General features: G+C 72.0%; 21 protein-coding genes. 9 read left to right on the forward strand and 12 right to left on the reverse strand.

Translation table 11 applies throughout. The features are described 5' to 3' along the window. Positions 1-15: 15 nt before the first annotated feature. Both ACIBK9_RS11330 and ACIBK9_RS11335 read right to left on the reverse strand, forming a co-directional pair. Positions 16-921 (reverse strand): LLM class flavin-dependent oxidoreductase, encoded by a 906-nt coding sequence (locus tag ACIBK9_RS11330; RefSeq protein ID WP_397157181.1) that lies wholly within the window; start codon positions 919-921, stop codon positions 16-18. 179 nt (positions 922-1,100) lie between these two features. Beyond that, positions 1,101-1,565 carry a MarR family winged helix-turn-helix transcriptional regulator gene (locus ACIBK9_RS11335; protein WP_397157183.1) on the reverse strand — a complete coding sequence of 155 codons (465 nt, stop codon included), beginning with the start codon at positions 1,563-1,565 and terminating at the stop codon, positions 1,101-1,103. Positions 1,566-1,696: 131 nt separating this feature from the next. Here ACIBK9_RS11335 and ACIBK9_RS11340 point away from each other — a divergent pair, with 131 nt between their 5' ends. Both ACIBK9_RS11340 and ACIBK9_RS11345 read left to right on the forward strand, forming a co-directional pair. Then, positions 1,697-2,527: an NAD(P)H-binding protein gene (locus ACIBK9_RS11340; protein ID WP_397157185.1), complete on the forward strand. Its 831-nt coding sequence runs from the start codon at positions 1,697-1,699 to the stop codon at positions 2,525-2,527. Positions 2,528-2,651: 124 nt separating this feature from the next. Further along, positions 2,652-4,070 carry an alpha/beta hydrolase family protein gene (locus ACIBK9_RS11345; RefSeq protein ID WP_397157187.1) on the forward strand — a complete coding sequence of 473 codons (1,419 nt, stop codon included), beginning with the start codon at positions 2,652-2,654 and terminating at the stop codon, positions 4,068-4,070. Positions 4,071-4,092: 22 nt separating this feature from the next. On the opposite strand, the gene ACIBK9_RS11350 is transcribed toward ACIBK9_RS11345, so the two are convergent. Together ACIBK9_RS11350 and ACIBK9_RS11355 are read right to left on the reverse strand one after the other, a co-directional pair. After that, complete coding sequence (locus tag ACIBK9_RS11350; protein ID WP_397157189.1) at positions 4,093-5,145, reverse strand: winged helix DNA-binding domain-containing protein; 1,053 nt, start codon at positions 5,143-5,145, stop codon at positions 4,093-4,095. Further along, positions 5,142-6,128 carry a zinc-binding dehydrogenase gene (locus tag ACIBK9_RS11355; protein WP_397157190.1) on the reverse strand — a complete coding sequence of 329 codons (987 nt, stop codon included), beginning with the start codon at positions 6,126-6,128 and terminating at the stop codon, positions 5,142-5,144. Before ACIBK9_RS11355 ends, ACIBK9_RS11350 begins: the two co-directional genes overlap by 4 nt. Positions 6,129-6,190: 62 nt before the next feature. Here ACIBK9_RS11355 and ACIBK9_RS11360 point away from each other — a divergent pair, with 62 nt between their 5' ends. Beyond that, positions 6,191-7,159, forward strand: a complete 969-nt coding sequence (locus tag ACIBK9_RS11360; protein WP_397157192.1) for a helix-turn-helix transcriptional regulator — start codon at positions 6,191-6,193, stop codon at positions 7,157-7,159. 38 nt (positions 7,160-7,197) lie between these two features. Here ACIBK9_RS11360 and ACIBK9_RS11365 read toward each other — a convergent pair whose 3' ends face one another. Next, complete coding sequence (locus ACIBK9_RS11365; RefSeq protein WP_397157194.1) at positions 7,198-8,091, reverse strand: carbon-nitrogen hydrolase family protein; 894 nt, start codon at positions 8,089-8,091, stop codon at positions 7,198-7,200. 162 nt (positions 8,092-8,253) lie between these two features. On the opposite strand from ACIBK9_RS11365, the gene ACIBK9_RS11370 reads away from it, so the two are divergent. The 3 genes from ACIBK9_RS11370 to ACIBK9_RS11380 all read left to right on the forward strand — a co-directional run bounded on the left by ACIBK9_RS11370 (position 8,254) and on the right by ACIBK9_RS11380 (position 10,495). Further along, positions 8,254-8,730, forward strand: a complete 477-nt coding sequence (locus ACIBK9_RS11370; protein ID WP_397157196.1) for a MarR family winged helix-turn-helix transcriptional regulator — start codon at positions 8,254-8,256, stop codon at positions 8,728-8,730. A gap of 180 nt (positions 8,731-8,910) precedes the next feature. After that, positions 8,911-9,819, forward strand: coding sequence for an NmrA family NAD(P)-binding protein (locus tag ACIBK9_RS11375; protein WP_397157198.1), 909 nt, complete (start codon positions 8,911-8,913; stop codon positions 9,817-9,819). Between the two features lie 232 nt (positions 9,820-10,051). Beyond that, a complete protein-coding gene (locus ACIBK9_RS11380; protein WP_397157200.1) occupies positions 10,052-10,495 on the forward strand; it encodes a hypothetical protein in 444 nt (147 codons plus the stop codon). 16 nt (positions 10,496-10,511) lie between these two features. On the opposite strand, the gene ACIBK9_RS11385 is transcribed toward ACIBK9_RS11380, so the two are convergent. After that, positions 10,512-10,835 (reverse strand): hypothetical protein, encoded by a 324-nt coding sequence (locus ACIBK9_RS11385; RefSeq protein ID WP_397157202.1) that lies wholly within the window; start codon positions 10,833-10,835, stop codon positions 10,512-10,514. 52 nt (positions 10,836-10,887) lie between these two features. Then, positions 10,888-11,850, reverse strand: coding sequence for a hypothetical protein (locus tag ACIBK9_RS11390; protein ID WP_397157579.1), 963 nt, complete (start codon positions 11,848-11,850; stop codon positions 10,888-10,890). Positions 11,851-12,117: 267 nt separating this feature from the next. Here ACIBK9_RS11390 and ACIBK9_RS11395 point away from each other — a divergent pair, with 267 nt between their 5' ends. After that, on the forward strand, positions 12,118-12,882 hold the full coding sequence (locus tag ACIBK9_RS11395) for an NAD(P)H-binding protein (RefSeq protein WP_397157581.1): 765 nt from the start codon (positions 12,118-12,120) through the stop codon (positions 12,880-12,882). 32 nt (positions 12,883-12,914) lie between these two features. Here ACIBK9_RS11395 and ACIBK9_RS11400 read toward each other — a convergent pair whose 3' ends face one another. The 4 genes from ACIBK9_RS11400 to ACIBK9_RS11415 all read right to left on the reverse strand — a co-directional run bounded on the left by ACIBK9_RS11400 (position 12,915) and on the right by ACIBK9_RS11415 (position 16,526). Next, positions 12,915-13,811 carry an aminoglycoside phosphotransferase family protein gene (locus ACIBK9_RS11400; RefSeq protein WP_397157204.1) on the reverse strand — a complete coding sequence of 299 codons (897 nt, stop codon included), beginning with the start codon at positions 13,809-13,811 and terminating at the stop codon, positions 12,915-12,917. A gap of 36 nt (positions 13,812-13,847) precedes the next feature. Then, on the reverse strand, positions 13,848-14,294 hold the full coding sequence (locus tag ACIBK9_RS11405; protein WP_358287247.1) for a hypothetical protein: 447 nt from the start codon (positions 14,292-14,294) through the stop codon (positions 13,848-13,850). Positions 14,295-14,549: 255 nt separating this feature from the next. Further along, the gene (locus ACIBK9_RS11410) at positions 14,550-15,044 is read right to left on the reverse strand and encodes an NUDIX hydrolase (RefSeq protein ID WP_397157206.1); all 495 of its coding nucleotides are present in this window, start codon (positions 15,042-15,044) and stop codon (positions 14,550-14,552) included. Between the two features lie 78 nt (positions 15,045-15,122). Next, positions 15,123-16,526, reverse strand: coding sequence for an MFS transporter (locus ACIBK9_RS11415; protein ID WP_397157207.1), 1,404 nt, complete (start codon positions 16,524-16,526; stop codon positions 15,123-15,125). Between the two features lie 90 nt (positions 16,527-16,616). Between ACIBK9_RS11415 and ACIBK9_RS11420 the strand changes: the two genes are divergently transcribed. Then, complete coding sequence (locus ACIBK9_RS11420; RefSeq protein WP_397157209.1) at positions 16,617-17,186, forward strand: TetR/AcrR family transcriptional regulator; 570 nt, start codon at positions 16,617-16,619, stop codon at positions 17,184-17,186. A 135-nt stretch (positions 17,187-17,321) separates the two neighbouring features. After that, positions 17,322-18,263, forward strand: a complete 942-nt coding sequence (locus ACIBK9_RS11425) for a zinc-binding alcohol dehydrogenase family protein (protein ID WP_397157211.1) — start codon at positions 17,322-17,324, stop codon at positions 18,261-18,263. A gap of 42 nt (positions 18,264-18,305) precedes the next feature. On the opposite strand, the gene ACIBK9_RS11430 is transcribed toward ACIBK9_RS11425, so the two are convergent. Further along, positions 18,306-18,890 (reverse strand): TetR family transcriptional regulator, encoded by a 585-nt coding sequence (locus tag ACIBK9_RS11430; RefSeq protein WP_358287255.1) that lies wholly within the window; start codon positions 18,888-18,890, stop codon positions 18,306-18,308. Between the last annotated feature and the right edge of the window lie 26 nt (positions 18,891-18,916).

Here is an 18,916-nt window from a genome sequence, read left to right on the forward strand (position 1 = left end):
CTGGCTCGGTCCAGGTCAGCCCGTGGTGAACTCGAAGGTCGGGTTCCGCCGGACCCCCACCCGCTCCAGCGCCTCTGCCAGCAGGTGGACCTGGTCCAGGGAACTGCTGACCGGGTAGAGCACCAGGTCGTCGACGCCCGCGTCCGACAGAGCGATCAGCTCCTTGAGCAGGCGCTCGTCGGAGTCGAGCGAGTCGGCGCGGACCGACTCGTAGTAGGGCGACTCCTTGGACCCGTAGTAGTGGGCCACGTACTCGTCGGTGAGCTGGACGGCCTCGGGACCGCAGCAGAAGTAGCGGCCGGTGAGGATGTGCGGCCTGCCGGGCCGCCCAGCCGTGGCCCATGCCTCGGTGACGCCTTGGACGCCGTTCACCAGCAGGTCCAGGCTCAGCGTCGGCGCCACCCAGCCGTCGCCGAAGCGGGCGGCGCGGGCATGGCCCGCGGGGATCAGGCCACCGATGAGCAGCTTGGGACGGCCCTCGCCGGGCAGCGGGGTCGGGCCGGAGATGCTGGTGACCTCACCGTCCCAGACGCGGCGCATCTCGGTCAGGGTGTCGTCGAAGATCTTGCCGTGGCCCTTGTCGGGAGCGCCGCTGAGGGTGAAGTCGTCCGGCCAGCCCCCGATGCCCAGGCCCGCCGTGAGCCGGCCCTGCGAGATCAGGTCGACGGTGGCGAGCTGCTTGGCGAACAGGATCGGGTTGCCCCGCCATCCGACGTTCAGCACGCTGGTGAACAGCTGGACGCGCTCGGTCACCGCCGCGGCGATGCCGAGGGAGATCAGCGGGTCCAGGATGTCGTAGACCAGGCGGTCGATGGATCCCAGGGAGTGGAAGCCGAGGCGCTCACTGTCCTCCGCCCACTGCTTGACCTCCCGCGCAGGACGTCCGGGAACGGCGATCGGCAGACCGATTCCAATATTCACGAGCACTCCGTCTCAACCAGATCTCACTTGGGCACAACGATCCGGACGGTCCATTTCCGGCCGTCCTCATGCGCCCGCCGAGGCGCACAGCCGTGACGATATTCAGCGAGATCGGCATCGGGCTTGTACGGATCGGACATGCTCCGAACCGGCCGGCCCGGGCGCCTTCGAGCCACGCTCTAGGCGGACGTCGTGAGGCGCTGCGCCTGTGCGCGGCCCACCGAGGCCGCCCGCTCCAGATAGTCGGCGATCAGGGCGAGCGCGTCGTCGTCGTAGTGGTCGAGCATCTCGACGAACGCCCTGCCGGGAACGTCCCAAGCCGCGCCGATCCGGGCACGGGCATCCGGGGTCAGGGCGACCAGGGCGCGCCTGCGGTCGGCCGGGTCGGCGTGCCGCACGACGAGACCCGCCTTGTCCAGGCGGTCGACCAGGCGGGTGGCCGAGCCGGGGGTGAGTCCGGCCAGGCGGGCGATCTCGCCGGTGCTGATCGGCCCCTGCTCCAGATCGAGCAGGGCCACGCATTGCAGGTCGGTGGGGTGGAGGCCGAGCCGGTCGGCCATGGCCTGGTTGAACAGCGTGTAGGCCGCGTAGTGGCGCTGACTCTCGTCGCTGATGCGCTTGAGCATCTCGGCTCGATTTGACACGTGCGGCTCCGTACTCCTCATAATGTTCGTCACGCAATCATTGCATGACACAACTTCTGTGTCGCGCTTTCATTCTATCGACAGGCGTCGCGCTCACGTCGCGAAGAGTCTGCGAAGGGATCTGCACCGACATGACCACCCTTGTCACCGGCGCTCGCGGCGCCGTCGCGACCGCTCTCATCGGCCTCCTGCGCGAGCGGGGCTTGTCTGTACGACCGGCGTCCAAGGCCCCCGCCGACCCGTCCGTCGTCAGGTGCGACCTGTGCGATCCGTCCACCTTTGACCGTGCGCTCGCAGGCGTGACCTCGGTGTTCCTGTACGCCGAGCCGTCGCACGCGCAGGAGTTCGCCGCGGCGGCCGAGGCGGCCGGGGTCGAGCATGTCGTGCTGCTGTCCTCCGCCGCCGTGCTCATGCCCGATCCCGACAGCAACCCCTTGGCCGCCACGCATCTCGTCCCGGAACGCGCCCTGGCCGCCTCGCCCGTGCCGAGCACCGTCCTGCGGCCGGGCACCTTCTGCGGCAATGCGATGGCGTGGTCATGGGCCATCAAGTCGGGGACGCCGATCACGCTGCCCTACCCGAACGCGCACGTCGACGCCATCCACGAGGCGGACATCGCGGCGGTCGCGGCCGCCGTTCTGGCCGATCCCGACCTCGGCGGCAGAGCGTACACACTTACCGGGCCCCAGTCGCTCACGTTCACCGACCAGATCGAGATCCTCTCCCGCGTCACCGGGCGGGACATCGCGATCACGCCCGTCACCAGGCAGGAGTGGACGGCCGAAATGGCGCAGTACATGAACGCGGCCTTCGCGGACGCCCTGCTGGACTACTGGCAGAGCTGCGACGGCCGTCCGATCGAGCTCACGCCGGTGGTGGAGGAGCTGACCGGCACGCCCGCGCGGACGTTCGCCTCCTGGGCCGAGGAGAACCGGGCGGCGTTCCTCGGCCAGCCTGCCTGATCGCCGCGGCGCGGCCGCTTGCGACTCCGGTCGCAGACAGGTCGCGGCGGTCATACCGGGGTCGCATGCGGCTCTCGGCCTCGGGCCCGATGTCCGGCCGAGGTCATTGCGACACCGTGATCACATGAACGTGACCGTGTTCGGCCTGTCCCTCGTGGAACTCCTGGCCGTGGCAGCCGCCGTCGTGCTGGTGCTGGCCCGCTGGCTGCCGTCCGGAGCGCGCCGGCCGTCGATCCTGGCCGGTGCGGCGGCCCTCGTGGTGTCCGCGGGCGTGCTGGCCGTGCTCGGGATCCGCTGGCAACTCCTCCCCGTTTTGGCAGGCGGGGGCATCGCGCTGGCGTTCGCCGCGCCGTCACTGCTGGGGTGGCGTGCCGGGCGGCGGGCTCGATGGTGGCTGGCGCTGCCGGGGTCGGCGGCATGCCTGGCGCTGGTCGTCGCGGGCGCGACGGCGGCGTGGGCGCTGCCCCTGCCGGTGTTCCCCGAGCCGTCGGGCGCCTACGCCGTCGGCACCACCGTCGTCCAGTGGACCGACGCTGATCGGGCGGAAGCCGCCACGTCCAGGACCGATGACAAGCGGGTGGTGGTCGTCCAGCTCTGGTATCCCGCGCAGGACGTCCCTCCGGACGCCGAGCGCGCGCGGTACCTCGGCCGCACGGCACGCGAAGCACAGGTCGTCGCCCGTGGCCAGGCCGAGTACCTGGGCCTTCCCGCCTTCGTGCTGGACGAGCCGGCACGCGCCCGCACGCGTTCGGTGCCCGATGCGCCGGTGGCCGGCGGGGGCCGGTTCCCCTTGGTGCTGTTCTCGCCCGGGCTCGGAGGTGTGCGCACCCAGAACACCGCCTGGGCCGAGGAACTGGCCGGGCGCGGGTACGTCGTGGCCGCACTCGACCACCCGTACGACTCGGCCGTCGTCACCCTCGCCGACGGCCGAGCGGTCCGCACGCGCGTCGCGGCCACCGGCGACCAGGCGGAGGACAACAGGCGCGCGGCCGGATGGACGGCGGTCAGAGCCGCCGACCTCAGCTTCGTCCTCACCCAGCTCGGCCGCCTGGACCGTGGAGAGATCCCGGGCCTGCTGAGCGGACGCCTCGACGTCCGCCGCGCCGCGGCGACCGGTCACTCCCTCGGGGGCGCCGCCGCCCTGCAGGCCGCCCGCCAGGACCCCCGCTTCGCGGCCGTCATCGATCTGGACGGCTTCCCCCGCGACCCCGCCGCGCGCCCCTTCCACCAGCCCGTGCTCGCGCTCACCCACGACGTCGAACCGGGCGAGTCGCCGGACTACATCCCGCGCCTCACGCAGGTGCTCCAGCTCAGCACGGCGACCGGCTACCGGCTCACCGTCCCCGGCACGGCGCACCTCACCTTCACCGACGCGCCGCTCTTCATGCCGCCCCTGCCCGCGCTCATCGGCTCTCTCGGCCGGACCGCCGGGCCGCGCATCACCGCGGCCGCCACCGTCGCCTTCCTGGACGCCACACTCCGCGCCACCTCCGGCGACCTCGCCGCCACCCTGTCCAGGTACGGCCACCTGACCGTCCTGTGACGCCCGTTCTTGGTCGTCGCGTTCAGCGGCGCGACAGGAACGGCAGCAGTCGGCTGATCTCGTCGTCCACTGCCTGCTGTTCGTCCCGGGAGAAGCTGCCGAACGGGGTCAGTCGTACGTCGCCTGCGGTGAAGGACCAGGTGCCGCGGACGTAACCGTCGACGAGCACGGTCGGCAGGACCCTGGCCTGTCCGGGGGTGACGTGCCTGCGGTCGGCGTCGGCGATGATGCGGCTGCGGTCGGCGTGGCCCAGGAGGGCGTTGTCGTAGGCGGGCAGCAGCCGCACCGGCGCGGGGGTGTCGGGGTCAGGGAGCGGGACGTCGGGCAGGTCGAACAGGCGCCGGCCGTCGGGGCCGGTGTAGTGGCGCAGGTCCGAGCCCATGTCCGAGACGATCTGGTCCAGCCGGGTCAGCCCGCACCACGCCTGGACGTCCGCCACGGTGGCGGGCCCGAAGGCGGCCAGGTAGCGGCGGACCAGGTCGCGGAGCGCGGCGGGTTGCGGGGCCTCGACCGGCGCGGCGCTGACGGTGATCGCTGAGCGGGTCCCCCACCCGCCCCAGGATGCGGTGGCCGGATCGTGGACGAGCGGGGTGCGCAGCTCGACCTCACCTGCCAGGACTCGGCTGTCGCGGCCCGGATGGAGGGACGCGAGGCGCCCGGCGAGCTCCTTCCTGGGCAGCGGCCCGGTCCGCAGCAGGGCGCGTCCCTCGGCCACCAACGTTTCGGGGTCGAGTCCGGCGTTGTTGCGCCGGAAGTGCGCCGAGTCGGCGGTGCGGTTCAGGACGGGCTGCAGCACCGGCCGCAGCCGACGGAAGTCGTCGGCTGCGGCGAGGTGCATCGTGCTGCGCAGGAAACCGGACCGGACGACCCGTCCCTGGGCGAGCAGGGCGGTGAGGTCGGCGTGGGTGAAGTCGCGGATGCGGGCCCACAGGCCGACGTAGGGCCAGTTCGGCTCCTGCGCCTGCATGGCGACCAGGCGGCCGATCACTTCCAGGGCCGTCAGGTCGGTCCGCTCCAGCAGGAACTGCCGCTGGAGCAGGGCCCGGTTGAGCGCCCGGCGGGACAGGACGGTCATACCAACCGCACCGAGACGTTGCCGCGGTACTCGCCGCGCAGCAGGGCCAGGAACGCGCCGGGGACGCCGTCGATGCCGGTCTCGACGACGGTCCGCGGGTAGACGAACCGGCCCTGGTCGAGCGCTGTGCGGAAGTGGCGGTGCCAGGCGGCGATCTGGTCGGGGGTGTGGTGGCAGGAGAACGGCAGCAGCTCGACGTCCCTGGCCAGGGCGGCGTCGCGATCGGGCGCGGGGAAGCGGTCGGCGGCGGCGCCGAGCTGGGTGGACAACGATCCGCACAGGGCGAACCTGGCGCCGGGCGCGGCGACTGCGAGCGCGGCGTCGTACAACGCGCCGCCGACGGTGTCGAAGAAGACGGTGATGCCCTCCGGGGCCAGCTCCTTGAGCGCGGCGACCGGGTCGTGGTGGTAGTCGAAGGCGGCGTCGAAGCCGAGTTCGTCCACGAGGTAGTCGGCCTTGGCCTGGCTGCCCGCGCTGCCGATCACCTTCCTGGCGCCCAGGTTGCGGGCGATCTGCCCGGCCAGCGAGCCGACACCGCCGGCCGCGCCGGAGACGAAGACGACGTCGCCCTCGCCGACCTTGGCCACGTCCGCGACGCCGTGGTAGGCGGTCGGGCCCTGGGCCAGGTGGTAGGTCGGGTCGGGATAGGCGTCCGGGTCGAGCTTGACGTAGGAGGCCGCCGGTCCCGCCGAGTGCGTGCTCCAGCCGCTCATCGACTGGACCAGGTCGCCCTCCCGCAGGTCAGGGCTCGCCGAGCGCAGCACGGTGCCGATCGCCATGACGCCCACCCGCCGGCCGGGCTGCCAGGCCGGGATCGGAAGGTGGCAGTCGGCGCGCATGAGTTCGAGATAGGTGGCGGCCAGCCCCAGATAGTCGGTACGGACCACGACCTCCCCCTCGATCTCGGCCGGAGCGACGGTGAAGTGCTCGGGGCCCGGGACGGCGGCGATCTGGGCGGTCAACTGAACCTCTTGAGTGATCATGCTGACCACTCTAGGGAGGCTTCCGGCCAGTTTCTGACCGGAAGTACACAGATAATGGCGATATGGCCAACACCAGTTCCCGCACCCTCACCCTGCTGTCGTTGCTGCAGACGCACCGCCACTGGCCGGGCGCCGATCTGGCCGAGCGGCTCGGCGTGTCGGAACGCACACTTCGCCGCGATGTCGATCGCCTGCGCGAGCTGGGCTATCCCGTGCATGCCTCCCGAGGCACCGACGGCGGCTACCAGCTGGCGCCCGGGGCCGTGCTGCCGCCGTTGCTGCTCGACGACGAAGAAGGGGTCGCGCTGGCGGTCGGCATGGGAGACGCGGCGCAGAGCGGCATCGCGGGGCTGGAGGAGGCCGCGGTGCGCGCGCTGACCAAGGTGGTGCAGGTCCTGCCGCCCCGCCTGCGGGCCCGGGTGAACGCGCTGCGCGCGATGACCGTCTCGGCGGCCTCGGCCGGGCCGGTGATCCCGGCGGAGGTGCTGACGATGATCGCCCAGTCCTGCCGGGACCAGGAACGGCTGCGCTTCGACTACGTCGCACGCGCCGGCGCGCGCACCGAACGCGAAGTGGAGCCCCATCGCCTCGTCGCGCTCGGGGGCCGCTGGTATCTGGTGGCCTACGACCTGACCAGGCACGACTGGCGCAGCTTCCGCCTCGACCGGCTGGCCCAGCCACGCAACACCGGCGCCTCCTTCCTGCCACGGCCGCTGCCCGGCGGGGACGCCGCCGCGTTCGTCCGCACCGCGGCCCAGGTCCCCGCCGCCAGGACCGTCGTCGCGCTGGTTCACGCACCTGCGGAACAGGTACGCCGGAGGGCCGGCCAATGGGGTGAGATCGAACCGGTCGCCCCCGATCGATGCCGGCTCACGATGACCTCCACCAGCCTGGACTGGCCCACGCAGGCCCTGGGCAACATCGGCGCGGAGTTCGAGGTGCTGGAATCGCCGGAGTTCGTCGATCACCTCAGAGACTGGGGCACCCGGTTTCTCGACGCCGTCGACAGATCGTCTCCCGGGTCGCGGTGACAGCCGCACATTGGGTCGCCGGGTGGGCGTGACGACGGTCAGAAGGCCGTGCGGGTCCCGCTGCGGGGATCCTCCGGCACCAGGTGATCGTCATAGAGTCCGGCGCGTGCCAGGCGTCGCCAGGGCCGGGCCAGGCGGACCGACACGTCGATGTCGGCGTCCGTCGCGTCCAGGTCGAGATCTGCCACGGCCAGGGCCGGTCGGCCGTCTGCCGGACAGCGTGCGAGCCAGCGGCCGCCCGGCGCGACGACCCCTGACGGGACGGTCGCGCTGAACTGCGCCGGGACGGAGTACCCGAGCCAGTAGCCGTACAGCCTCCCGTACGCCTGCGCGACGACCGCTCGCGCCGAGTCGTCGACCATCACCGACAGCAGCACGCAGTCCACCTCCAGGCGCTCGTACTCGGCGAACACCTCGGGGAACTCGGCCTCGATGCACAGGGCGCACCCGAACCGGATGCCGTCGATCTCGAAGACGACCGGGGACGAACCGGGCGCGTACAGGAACGACACCTCGGTGTTCGACAAGAACCGCTTGTCGTAGCGCGTGACCGGCCGGCCCTGGTCGGAGACCACGTACAGGCTGTTGTGCGGCCGGTTCGGCGGGGTCAGCGGGTGGATCGAGCCGAAGGCCACCCAGAGCCCGAGTCGTCCTGCCAGGTCGGCGATCGACTCGGCCTCCTCGTGCAGCACGTCCCAGCGGACCCGGCTCCAGTCGGCCGCGCTCGGCGTCCCGGACGGCCCCGAGCACATCACGTGCTTGCTCGGATATGTGAGCGCCCCCTCCGGGAACTGCACCAGCCGCGCCCCGGCCGCGCTCGCCTCCCGCATCAGGCCGTGCACCTGCGCGCCACTCGCCCGCAGCGCGCCGGGATCGGTGGGGTCCTCGGGCACCGTGCTCTGCGCGACCGCCAGCCGTAAAGTCCTCGCCATCCCGGGAAACTCCTGCCGTTGACCAGGTCGTGCACGGTCGCCGCACCGGTGGCCGCCACCACGATTCTCGCCTCGACCGGCACGGTGAATGCACTTGCATGAACCGCCACCCTTCCCTATGGTTGGTTTGAGCCAACCAACTAATGATGGGAGGGGGCCGGGGTGTCAGGAACGGCGGAGAACGGCGATGTCCGGCTGCGCGAGGCCACCGATCGGGTGGCGGCGGCGCTGGCCACCGTGGGCAACTGGATGTTCGCCCCGACGACGCGGCGACGGATCATGGCCGCCTCCGGGCTGGAGTTGTCGCTGGGCGACTACACCCTGCTCGCGCAGATCTCCCTGCACGCCCCCGTGCGGTTGTCGGTGCTGGCCGAACTGATGGAGGTGGACAAGTCCACGCTCTCGCCCCCCGCCAAACGCCTGGAGTCGCGCGGGTTCATCGAGCGGCAGCCCGACCCGGACGACGCCCGGGCCAGGCTGGTGAGCGTCACGCGCGAGGGCAAGCTCGCCATCCGCGAACTCTGGAAGGCCCGGACGACCGCCGTCGCCGCGCTCATGGAGGGCTGGGAACCGTCCGACATCGAGCATCTGGCCGACGGTCTCGCCGCCTTCGCCGAGGCGATCAAAAAGGGCGCATGACCCCGCGTCGCCGATAGAACGAAAACACAGCGTCAGGCTCGCTGCCGCGCTGCGGAAATTGCCGCCACCAGCCGGCAAGCTCCTTCTCCTTCCTGAGTCCAGCACGGACGCCATGACGCCCGAAGAGCCGTTACGGGCCTGGGCGAAACACCGATTCGCTCTCGAAAGGAGCCAGTGATCGTGCCCACTGCCTCGAAGGTCTTCGTGGCCGGCGCCACCGGACTGCTCGGCCGTCAGATCGTCAGCTCCCTTCTCGACCAGGGCGCCGCCGTCCGCGCCCTGGTCCGGCCCGGCGCCGACGCGAGCAAGCAGGCCGCGCTCGCAGCGCTGCGGTCGCGCGGCGTGGAGGTGGCGGAAGGCGACGTCACCGACCCGGCCGAGGTGCTGGCCGAGGCCGTCGGCGACGCCGTCACCGTCGTCTCGGTCGTGCAAGGCGGCCCCGACGTGATCGTGGACGGCCAGGCCAACCTGGCGCGCGCCGCCGCGAAGGCCGGCGCCCGCCGGTTCATCCCCTCCGACTTCGCCATCGACCTGACCAAGCTCGACGACGGCGACAACGTCATGACCGACTGGCGTCGCCGTGCCGCCGCCGCGTACGCCGACGCCGGCCTTGAGGTGATCTCCGTGCTCAACGGAGCGTTCTACGAGGTGATGGTCGGTTTCATGGGCCTGGTCGACTGGCATCGGGGCACTTTGTCGCACTGGGGCGACCCCGATCAGCCGCTCGACCTGACCTCGGTGTCCGACACCGCCGCCTACACCGCCGCCGTCGCCCTGGACCGGCAGGCCACCGGCACGCTGCGTTTCGCCGGTGACGTGCTGTCCATGCGGCAGTTCCACGAGGCCGTCCAGCGCGGCTCGGGCCGCACTCTGGAGCTGCGGCACCTCGGCACCGCCGACGAGCTGCGCGCGGAGATCGAACGCCAAGCCGCCCGAACCCGGAACCCGTTCGACTACGTCGCTCTCCAGTACCAGTGGTGCATGGTGACGGGGAAGGGGAAGTTCGCCGCCCTCGACAACGACCGGTACCCGCAGATCACACCGACTCCGGTGACGGACTTCGTGCGCGCGACCACGCCTGCGGCCTGATTCGCGCTCTCACCTCAGCCGACTGCGTAAACATTTCGTCACTCTGCGCGACATGCGCCCGGAATGAGCCATAAGGGACTGATCAGCCCAGTGGTTCGCTCTCGCCGGACGGCCCGTGGACGCTGCGCATCCACGATGCGGCCTTTCTGGGCGGATTCGCCATGCCCAAGCCTTCTTCCTGGCGCGTGACGTGCATCGAGCGCCAGGAGGCGAACAGTCCACGGAGGACGCAATGAGACGCACAGCCCTTCTACGGTGTGCCGCCGTACCGGCGCTGGCCGCCGCGCTGCTGATGGGAGCCGTGTCGACGGCCCACGCGGCGGCCGGCGGCGACGGTGACGGAAAGGGCCCCTGCCCGCACGCCTGCCCGCCGGGACGCCCCGGCCCGCCCGGACCTCCCGGGCCGACCGAGCCGACCGAGCCGACCCAGATCATCCGGACCCCGCACACGCTGACGCCCGGGCTCAACACCGGAAGCGCCACCTGCCCGGCGGGAACCGTCATCACGGGCGGCGGACTGGTGACGCCCCTCGGCGGCAACAACCTCACCGTCCAGGTGTACGAGTCCTTCCCATCCGCCGAGAACGCCTGGACGGTGTCGTTCAACAACCCGGCGGGCACCACGGGCACCTACACGGTCTACGCCGTGTGCATCCCCGTGACCCCGACCACCTGACGCCCGCAGGCCCGGGTCACGCGACCAGACGCAGCCAGGCCGCCGCGAGCGCCGCGTGACCGGCCGGCGTCGGGTGCACGCCGTCCACGGCCCAGTGCTCAGGCCCGGTCGTCGCGGCCAGCTCGGCGAACATGCCGTCCGCGGCGAGCAGCTGCGCGCCGTACTCGCGGGCGAGCCGGCGCACGACCTGGATCTTCGGGTCCAGGTCGGCGCGCCACTCCCCCGCGATGCGCAGCGGGTAGCCGGACCCGAGGCCCTCGTCGCTGTCCAGCCGCCCGCAGTCGGTGATGGAGTCGCCGGTGAACATCACGACGCTTCCCGAGCGGAGGGTGATCGTCATGTGGTTCTCCTGGAAAACGGTTGAGAGAGGGGCACATCGGTCAAGCACGGCGTCAACCGCTCGCCGAACGGCCGAACCAACGGCTCGCGGCCCGCTCGAACGCTGCACGATCAGGGTCGCCCGCCCAGGCGACCACGCCGTCCGGCCGGACGAGCACCGCGGCCGCTCCGAGATCGTCTCTCGCCGCCCCGGCCGCGTACCGGATCCGGCTCTCCCAGCCCGTCGCCGGATCGCGCAGACGCCGGTCGACGCCGAAGTCGAGTGCCACGCCTCGTCCGTCCCGCATCAGGTCGCCGAGGCGTCCCTGACCGGCCCTGCCATCGGCGGCCTGCTCACCGACCTGGCCGGCTGGCGCTCGATCTTCCTGGTCAACCTGCCCCTCGGCGCCCTCGTCGTAGCCGTCGTCGCGATCCGGCTGCACCTGCCCGTCCAGCGCGGACAGGCCCGCCTCGACCACCTCGGCGTCATCCTCCTGGCCGCCGCGATCGTCGCGGTGAACCTGCTCACCACCTGGGCCGGCACCGCCCACGCCTGGACCTCGCCGGTCATCCTCGGCCTGGCCGCCGCCTGCGTGCTGCTGCCGGTGCTGTTCGTGCTCGCCCAGCGCCGCGCGGCGGACCCGGTCATCCCCTTGCGCCTGTTCCGCGATCGCACGTTCTCCGTCGTCGTGGCGGCCGTCTTCCTGCTGTTGTTCGGCATCGCCGGCGGGCTCAACTCCCAGGCCCTGAGCCTGGCCGCCCGCAACGCCGCCCGTCGTGACGACATCGGCGCCGTCCAGGGCACCGCCGCCATGGCCCGGCAGACGGGCACCGCGCTCGGCACGTCCTTCTTCGCCGCGCTCGTGACCGGCAGGCTGCCGGCCCACCCCGGCCCGGCCGCCTACGCCGACGCGCTGCACCTGGTCTTCCTCGCCGTCGTCCCGATCGCGCTGATCGGGCTGACCCTGTCCCTGCTGCTCCCTGACGTCAAGCTCTCCCGTTCCTGAACCACGCGGAAAGACCCTCATGTTCCTCATCACCGGTGCCACCGGCACTGTCGGCTCCGAACTCCTCGCCCTGCTCGCCGGCCGGAACGTGCCTGTCCGGGCGATGACCCGCGATCCGGGCAAGGCCGCGTTCCCCGCCGGCGTGGGGGGGGGGGCGGGCCCCCCCCCCCCCCCCCGCCCCCCCCCGCGGCCCCCCCCCCCCCGCCCCCGCCCCCCCCGCCCCCCCCCCCCCCCCCGCCCCCGCGCCCCCCCCCCCCCCACCCCGGGCGCCCGGGCCGCACGGGGCGGGGCGGGGGGATCACCCGCGCCCCGGGAAGGGCCGCGCCCCCCGCGGGCGTCGAGGTCGCCATCGGCGACCTCGACCGGCCGGACACTCTTGACGCCGCCCTCGACGGCGTCGAGAAGGTCTTCGTCCTGCCGCCCGGGTACGGCCCGGACGGCCCCGTCCAGGAACGCGACCTGGTCGCCGCGGCGGCCCGGGCCGGGGTCTCCCATCTGGTCAAGCTGTCCACCAGCGGCGTCACCTTCGACGCCACCGATCCCATCAGCACCGGCCATCGGCTCGGCGAACAGGTCGTCATGGACTCCGGCCTGCCGTGGACGATGCTGCGCCCCGGCACCTTCATGACCTACCTGCACGGCTACGCCCCCACCATCGCCGCCGAGCACACCATGTACGTCACCGAAGGCGACCCCGTCTCCGCGATGATCCATCCCCGGGACATCGCCGCCGTCGCCGCGCACGTCCTGACCACACCCGGCCACGACGGCCGGGCCTACACCCTCACCGGCGGCCAGGCCCTCTCACCGCGTGACCAGGCCGACGTCATCGGCCAGATCCTGGACCGGCCGATCAAGCTCGTCGAACGCAGTGCAGCCGAGACCCGGGCGGAGTTCGACCGCCTCGGCTGGTCGGGGCCTCGTCTGGAGGCGCTGCTGGAGCTCAAGCGCCAATCGGCGGCCTGGGACCGGAAGGTCTTCGACACCGTCGAAAGGCTCACCGGCCGGGCTCCGCTGACCCTCCACGACTGGGTTCGCGAGAACGTCCACGTCTTCCGGTGACGGAACCGTCCCGGCGCGGGCCGTGGCGTGTCTCACACGCCCTTCAGCACACGATCGAGCGCCGCCCGGCCCGCAGGCCCCCAGTGCGGCTTGCCGCCGGGCAGGCCGCGATCTCCGTTCTGCCCCATGAGCAGCAGGAAGAGGCTCTTCATGGCAGCCAGCCCGCGGGCGCGCCGGATCGCCCCCTCGTCCGCCTGTCCGTACGCGTCGAAGAAGCGTGCGGCCGCGCCCGCGGGGAGCAGCACCCATGCGGCGGCCAGGTCCCACGCCGGATCGCCGGCGAACAAGGAACCGAAGTCGACGATGCCCGCGAGCGTTCCGTCCGAGACGACGACGTTCGCGGGATGCAGGTCGCCGTGCACCCACACCGGCGGGCCCGCCCACTCGGGGGCGGCGACCGCATCGGCCCACACGTCACGGACGGCGCCGACATCGCCGACGGCGCCGGGGTCGACGGCCTGCAAGAAGTGTTCGAAGCCGCTCGTGCACCTCTTGGGGTGAGCGCCGAGGTCCGCACTGGCGGGGGCCTCGGCGGGCGCCTCCACATGAAGCGCCCGCAGGAAGCCCGCCAGCGTGTCGGCCGCGTGGGCGGCCCTGCTGATCGAGCCGTGGTCCAGCGGCTCACCGGCGACCCACGTCATCACGGTCCAGTGCTTGGGGAAGCGCCCGGACGGTTCGCCGAACCGCACGGGGGTCGGCACCGGCAGCGGCAGGCGCGGGGCCAGCACGGGTAGCCACCGCCGCTCCTTGAGCTGGAGCTCCGGGGTGGGGTCCATGCGCTGCATGCGCACGGCCAACTCGTCCCCGAGGCGCCACATCTGGTTGCCCCAACCCCCCGCCACCTCCCGGACGGCCAGCCCGGCGAGGTCTGGATGTTGCTCCCGCAGCAAGTCACGGACCAGGTCAGCGGTGATCTCGATCTCGGTCATGCGAAGCCACAGTACCGAGGCGGCCGGTGTCGGCCGTCAGTCGATGCGCTGGCAGATCGTCACCGGCAGACGCGCCGACCAGGTGCGGGTCGCCTCGTCGTAGGCCTGCGCGTAGCCGTTCTTGCTGCCGGAGCAGGGGGCGGCGATGGTCGTCTCCACGTAGACGGCGCCGCCGGGGGTGACGGGGTGGGTGCGGGCGATCACCCACCTGGAGAACTTCGTGACGCCGTTGTTGAACTTGACGGTCACGAAGACGCGGTGGTCGACGGTGAAATTGCCGCCGGCGACCTTGAGGTGGTTGTTGAAGGTGTAGGTGAACAGGAAGGAACGCGCCTGTGCGAGATCCCGGGCGTGGCTGGTGTTGTCGAGGTCGGAAGGCGAGGCCGGCGACGCGTTCGCGGCGCTGCTCATGGCCGGGACGGTCAGGGCGATGGTCGCGGCGGTGGCGGTGAGGCCGAACAGGGCGCGCAAGCTGCGGTTCATCAGAACCTCCTGTTGTATGGGGACTTGAGCACCATTGAGCGGCCGACCGCCTGCAACGCGCTTTCAAGCCCCCGGACATCCGCCGACCGGCGCGGGCTGACCCCACTGTTCTGGCAGCACGTCCAGCCTCTCGGCGAGGTGCGGCTGGACGTGGCCCAAGCGTCTGCCGCTGAGCGGCGTCGCGAACCGCAGCAGCCCGGATATGGCCAGGCGGCGCATGGTGATCGCCCCGGGTCCGCCGGGGAGCGGCTGTCGTCACTGAGCCGGGTGGCCGAGATATCGGTGCAGGGCTTGTCGTCCGGCTGGGACGAAAGGCCCTCGATCGACCACCTTCCGCAGTTCGGGCTCCGTGACCCAGGCATGCCAAGCGATCTCGGACGGATCCGGAGCCAACGGCTCGGCGACCAATGCCTCGTGCACCCCGAACCAGACAGGGCTGATCCCGGCCTGGCACAGGAACCTGAACAGAAGACGGATCGGAACGCCGACGCTCAGTTCCTCGACCAGTTCCCGGGCCGCCGCGTCCTCATACGACTCGCCCACGCCCACGGCGCCGCCGACCAGCACGTCATAGTGGCCGGGAAAGCGAACATGCTCCTCGGCCCGGCGCAGCACGAGGATCCGCCCCATCGGATCGCGGCAGATCGTCGTCGCGATCCGATGCATCCACCGCCGGCGCACCGCCTCTGCGCGCTCCACGACCTCCAGCACGCGGTCCTGTTCATCCACCCGCTCGACCAGCTCACCCACGCGGCACACGGTCGCAGACGCCACTGACAATCCTTACCGAGGTGCGCTGTCGGAGAAGTCGGCGGCCGGGACGAGCCGTCAGCGGACGCTCGCCGACTGCTTGGCCTCCTGACTGTTCGCCCGGTCGCCGCTCGGCGTCCGGGCCGCGGCCAGCCACAGGCCGGTGAAGACGGCGCAGGCCAGCGTCACGGCACCCGCCACGAGGAAGGCGCTGTTGAGGCCGGACTCGAACGAGGCTCCGCCAACCTCCCGCGTGTGCACGATCGCCCCGAGCACCGCCACGCCGAGCACCGCGCCGATCTGCCGGGTGGTGCTGGCGACGCCCGAGGCGAGGCCGCCCTCCTGCGGGCTGACCGCCTGGATGGCGGCCCCGGTCAGCGGTGACATGGTGAGAGCGAACCCGATGCCGACGACCGCCAGCCGCCACCACACGTTCCCGTAGCCGGTATCGGCGTGGACGAGCCCCAGCGCCAGCAGTCCCAGCCCGGCCAGCGCCAGGCCGATGCCGGCGACGACGCGGAAGCCGTACCTGGCCGCGAGCCGGCCCGCGTACGGGCTGACGATCACCATGGCCAGCGAGACGGGCAGGGTCTGCAGCCCGGCGACCAGGATCGAAGTGCCCTGGACGTACACGAAGAACTGGGAGAAGAAGAACGACGACCCCATCAGCGCGAACCCGACCACGACCATCGCCGTGTTCGACACCGTGAACAGCCGCTGACGGAACAGCCGCAGCGGCAGCATCGGCGTCGCCACCCGCCCCTCGACCACGACGAACGCGGCCAGGAGCGCCAGCCCGGCGGCGAAGCTGCCCAGGATCACCGGCGAGGTCCAGCCTCGGGAACCGCCCTCGATCAGGCCGTAGGTCACGGCGCCCACGCCCGCGGCGGACAGGACCGTGCCGGGGACGTCGATCGGCGGCGCGCTCGGGTTGCGGGACTCCCCCAGCGCGCGCAGCCCGGCCAGCAGCAGGACCGCCCCGATGGGCACGTTGACCAGGAAGATGGCGGGCCAGCCGAAGGACTCCACCAGGATCCCGCCCGCCAGCGGTCCGGCGGCCAGGCCGAGGCCGCTGAACCCGGCCCACAACCCGATCGCTCTGACGCGCTCCTTCGGGGCGGGATACGCGGCGGTGAGCAGCGCCAGTGAGGCGGGGCTCAGCGCCGCGGCCCCGACGCCCTGCAGCACCCGTCCGGCGATCAGCCAGCCGATCGAGGGCGCGAGCGCGCACACCACCGAGGCAGCCGTGAACACCACCACCCCGGCCAGGAACACCCGCCGGCGGCCGAACCGGTCGGCGAAGACGCCGCCCGACAGCAGCAGCATGGCCACCAGCAGCACGTAGGCATCGACGATCCACTGCAGGCCGGTCAGCCCGATGTGCAGGCGCTGCTGCATGTCAGGGAGGGCGGCGCCGACGATCGTGTTGTCGAGCAGCACCATGAACTGACCTGCGCAGGTCAGGGTGAGCAACGCTCTCACGTACATCTCTCCTAAAAGCAGTTAGTGACTGCGTTAACGTAGACCCTCTTAGGCTCTAACGCAAGTCCCAACTGCGTTAAGGTGGGACGCATGGATGAGCAGGGGCGGGCCAAGCGGCCCGGCGGCCGCAGCGCCCGGGTCCGCGCGGCAGTGCATCAAGCCGTGACCGAGCTGGTCAGGGAGCGCGGCTACGGACATTTCACGATCGGCGACATCGCGGCCCGCGCGGGCGTGGCCGACACCAGCCTCTACCGCCGGTGGGGCAACCTCCAGGCCCTGCTCAGCGATGTGCTGCTGACCCGGCTCAACGCGCAGTCGCCGATGCCCGACACCGGCAGCCTGGCCGGCGACCTGCGCGCCCACGCCGCCAACGTGGCCCGCGAGGTCACCGGTCCCGACGGCCTGGCGTTGGTGCGGCTGACCCTCGCGCTGTCCGGCGAGGGCCAGCAAGGCCTGCGGGCGCGCGACGAGCTGCTGGCCGACCGCACCAGCCAGCTGCAGGCCGTGCTCGACCGCGCCCGCGCCCGCGGCGAGAACCCGCCCGACGTGCTGGAGGTGCTGGACCATCTCCTGGCGCCGATCTACATGCGCGTCCTGTTCAACGCGGGGCCGCTCACCCCTGACTACCTCGACGGGCTGGTCGACCGGTTGCTCGCCTGATCCGGTCCGCCGGCGACCGAGCCTCTGCCCGGGTGACGCCGCCGCCGGAATGCATGAAGACTCTTCATGCATTCCGCCTCATTCACAAATCCCGCCCGCTACCTGCGCAACAGCCCGGCTCCTAGCGTTGACGGCATGAGAGCGATGGTTGCAGAACGCCTTGGCGAACCCGATGTCCTGACCCCCGCCGACCTTCCCGACCCGACGCCGGGCCCCGGCCAGATCCTCCTTGACGTCGAGGCCGCCGGTCTCAACTTCGCCGACGCCGAACGCCTGCGCGGCACCTACCTGCCGCCGCAACTGCCGTTCATCCCCGGCGGCGAGGTCGTCGGCCGGGCCGCGGACGGTCGCCGCATGCTTGCCTTCGCCAGTAGCGCTTTCGCCACCAAGGCGCTGGTGCAGGATCCGGTCGAGATCCCCGAGGACCTGCCCGCGGGCGCCGCGCTCGCCCTCCTGGTCCAGGGGTTGACCGCCTGGCACCTGCTGCGTACGGCCGCGCGGGTCCGCCCCGGCGAAACCGTCGTCGTCAACGCCGCAGCCGGAGGGGTCGGCCACCTGGCGATCCAGCTGGCCAAGGAGTTCGGCGCCGGACGGGTCGTCGGCACCGCCTCCACCCCCGACAAGCGCGCCCTGGTCCGCCGGCTCGGCGCCGACGCCGCGATCCCCGGCGACGCCGACGGCTACGCCGAGCGCGTCCGCGAAGCCAACGACGGCGCCCTGGCCGACGTGATCCTCGACGCCGTCGGCGGCCCCGTCTTCGAGGCAGCCCCCTGTGCGCTGGCCCCCTTCGGCCGCCTGATCGCCTACGGCACCTCCGGCGGGATCGACGCCGCCCCCATAGACCCCGGCATCCTGAGCGAGCGCAACATCACCGTCGGCGGCTACTGGCTGGGCGCCCACCTGCGCCTCCCCGGCAGCCGTGCCGCCGAGCCACTGCACGACCTGCTCGCCCTGGCCGCCGCGGGACGCGTCCACCCCACGGTGGGCGCCGAATACCCGCTCGACCAGGCAGCCGCCGCCCTCACCGCCCTGACCACCCGCCGCACCACCGGCAAGGTCATCCTCCGCATGGCGTGAAGCCCTTCCGCGGCGGCGTCCCTTCAGGGCATTCCTGGACGCTCAGTTGCGGACGGCTCGTTGCAGGACGGCCTGGATGTGCTCAGGGTCGGCGGGCACGTTGTCGAGGAGGATCGCGGTGCACAGGCCGTCGGACGCCGCGACGAGGGCGGCGATGGCCGCGGGGTCGTCGGTCAGCGTGGTGGCGAGTTCGGCGATGTTCTGCCGCCAGCGTCGTGCAACGGGGCGCAGGGCGGGGCGGCGGGCGGCCAGGGTCGCCAGCTCCCGTTCGGCCAGGGCGCGTTCACGTCCGGAGCCGGCGGACTCGGCGATGAGGTGGGCCAGGCCGCTGAGCTTGTCGCCGGGGGTGTCGATGATGTCGCGGATGCGAGCGGTGTAGGCGTCGGCGACACTCGTGAGGGCGGCGACGAGCAGGTCGTCGAGGGTGGCGAAGTAGTAGGTGCTCAGGGACGTCGTGGTGCCGGCCTGCTTGGCGACCGTGCGATGGGTGACGCCGGCCGCGCCGTCGCGGGTCACCACGGCGAGGGTGGCCTCGATGATCTCCGCGCGTCGTTTCTCGCCACGTGCGCGGCGTCCGTCGACGTGCTCGCCGTCGTCGGCGGTGTCGTCCTTGCTGCTCCTCGGCACGAGGCCCAGGATAGTCGGACCATCGT

Origin of the sequence: Nonomuraea sp. NPDC050227 (assembly GCF_044459705.1) — a bacterium.
GTDB lineage: Bacteria > Actinomycetota > Actinomycetes > Streptosporangiales > Streptosporangiaceae > Nonomuraea.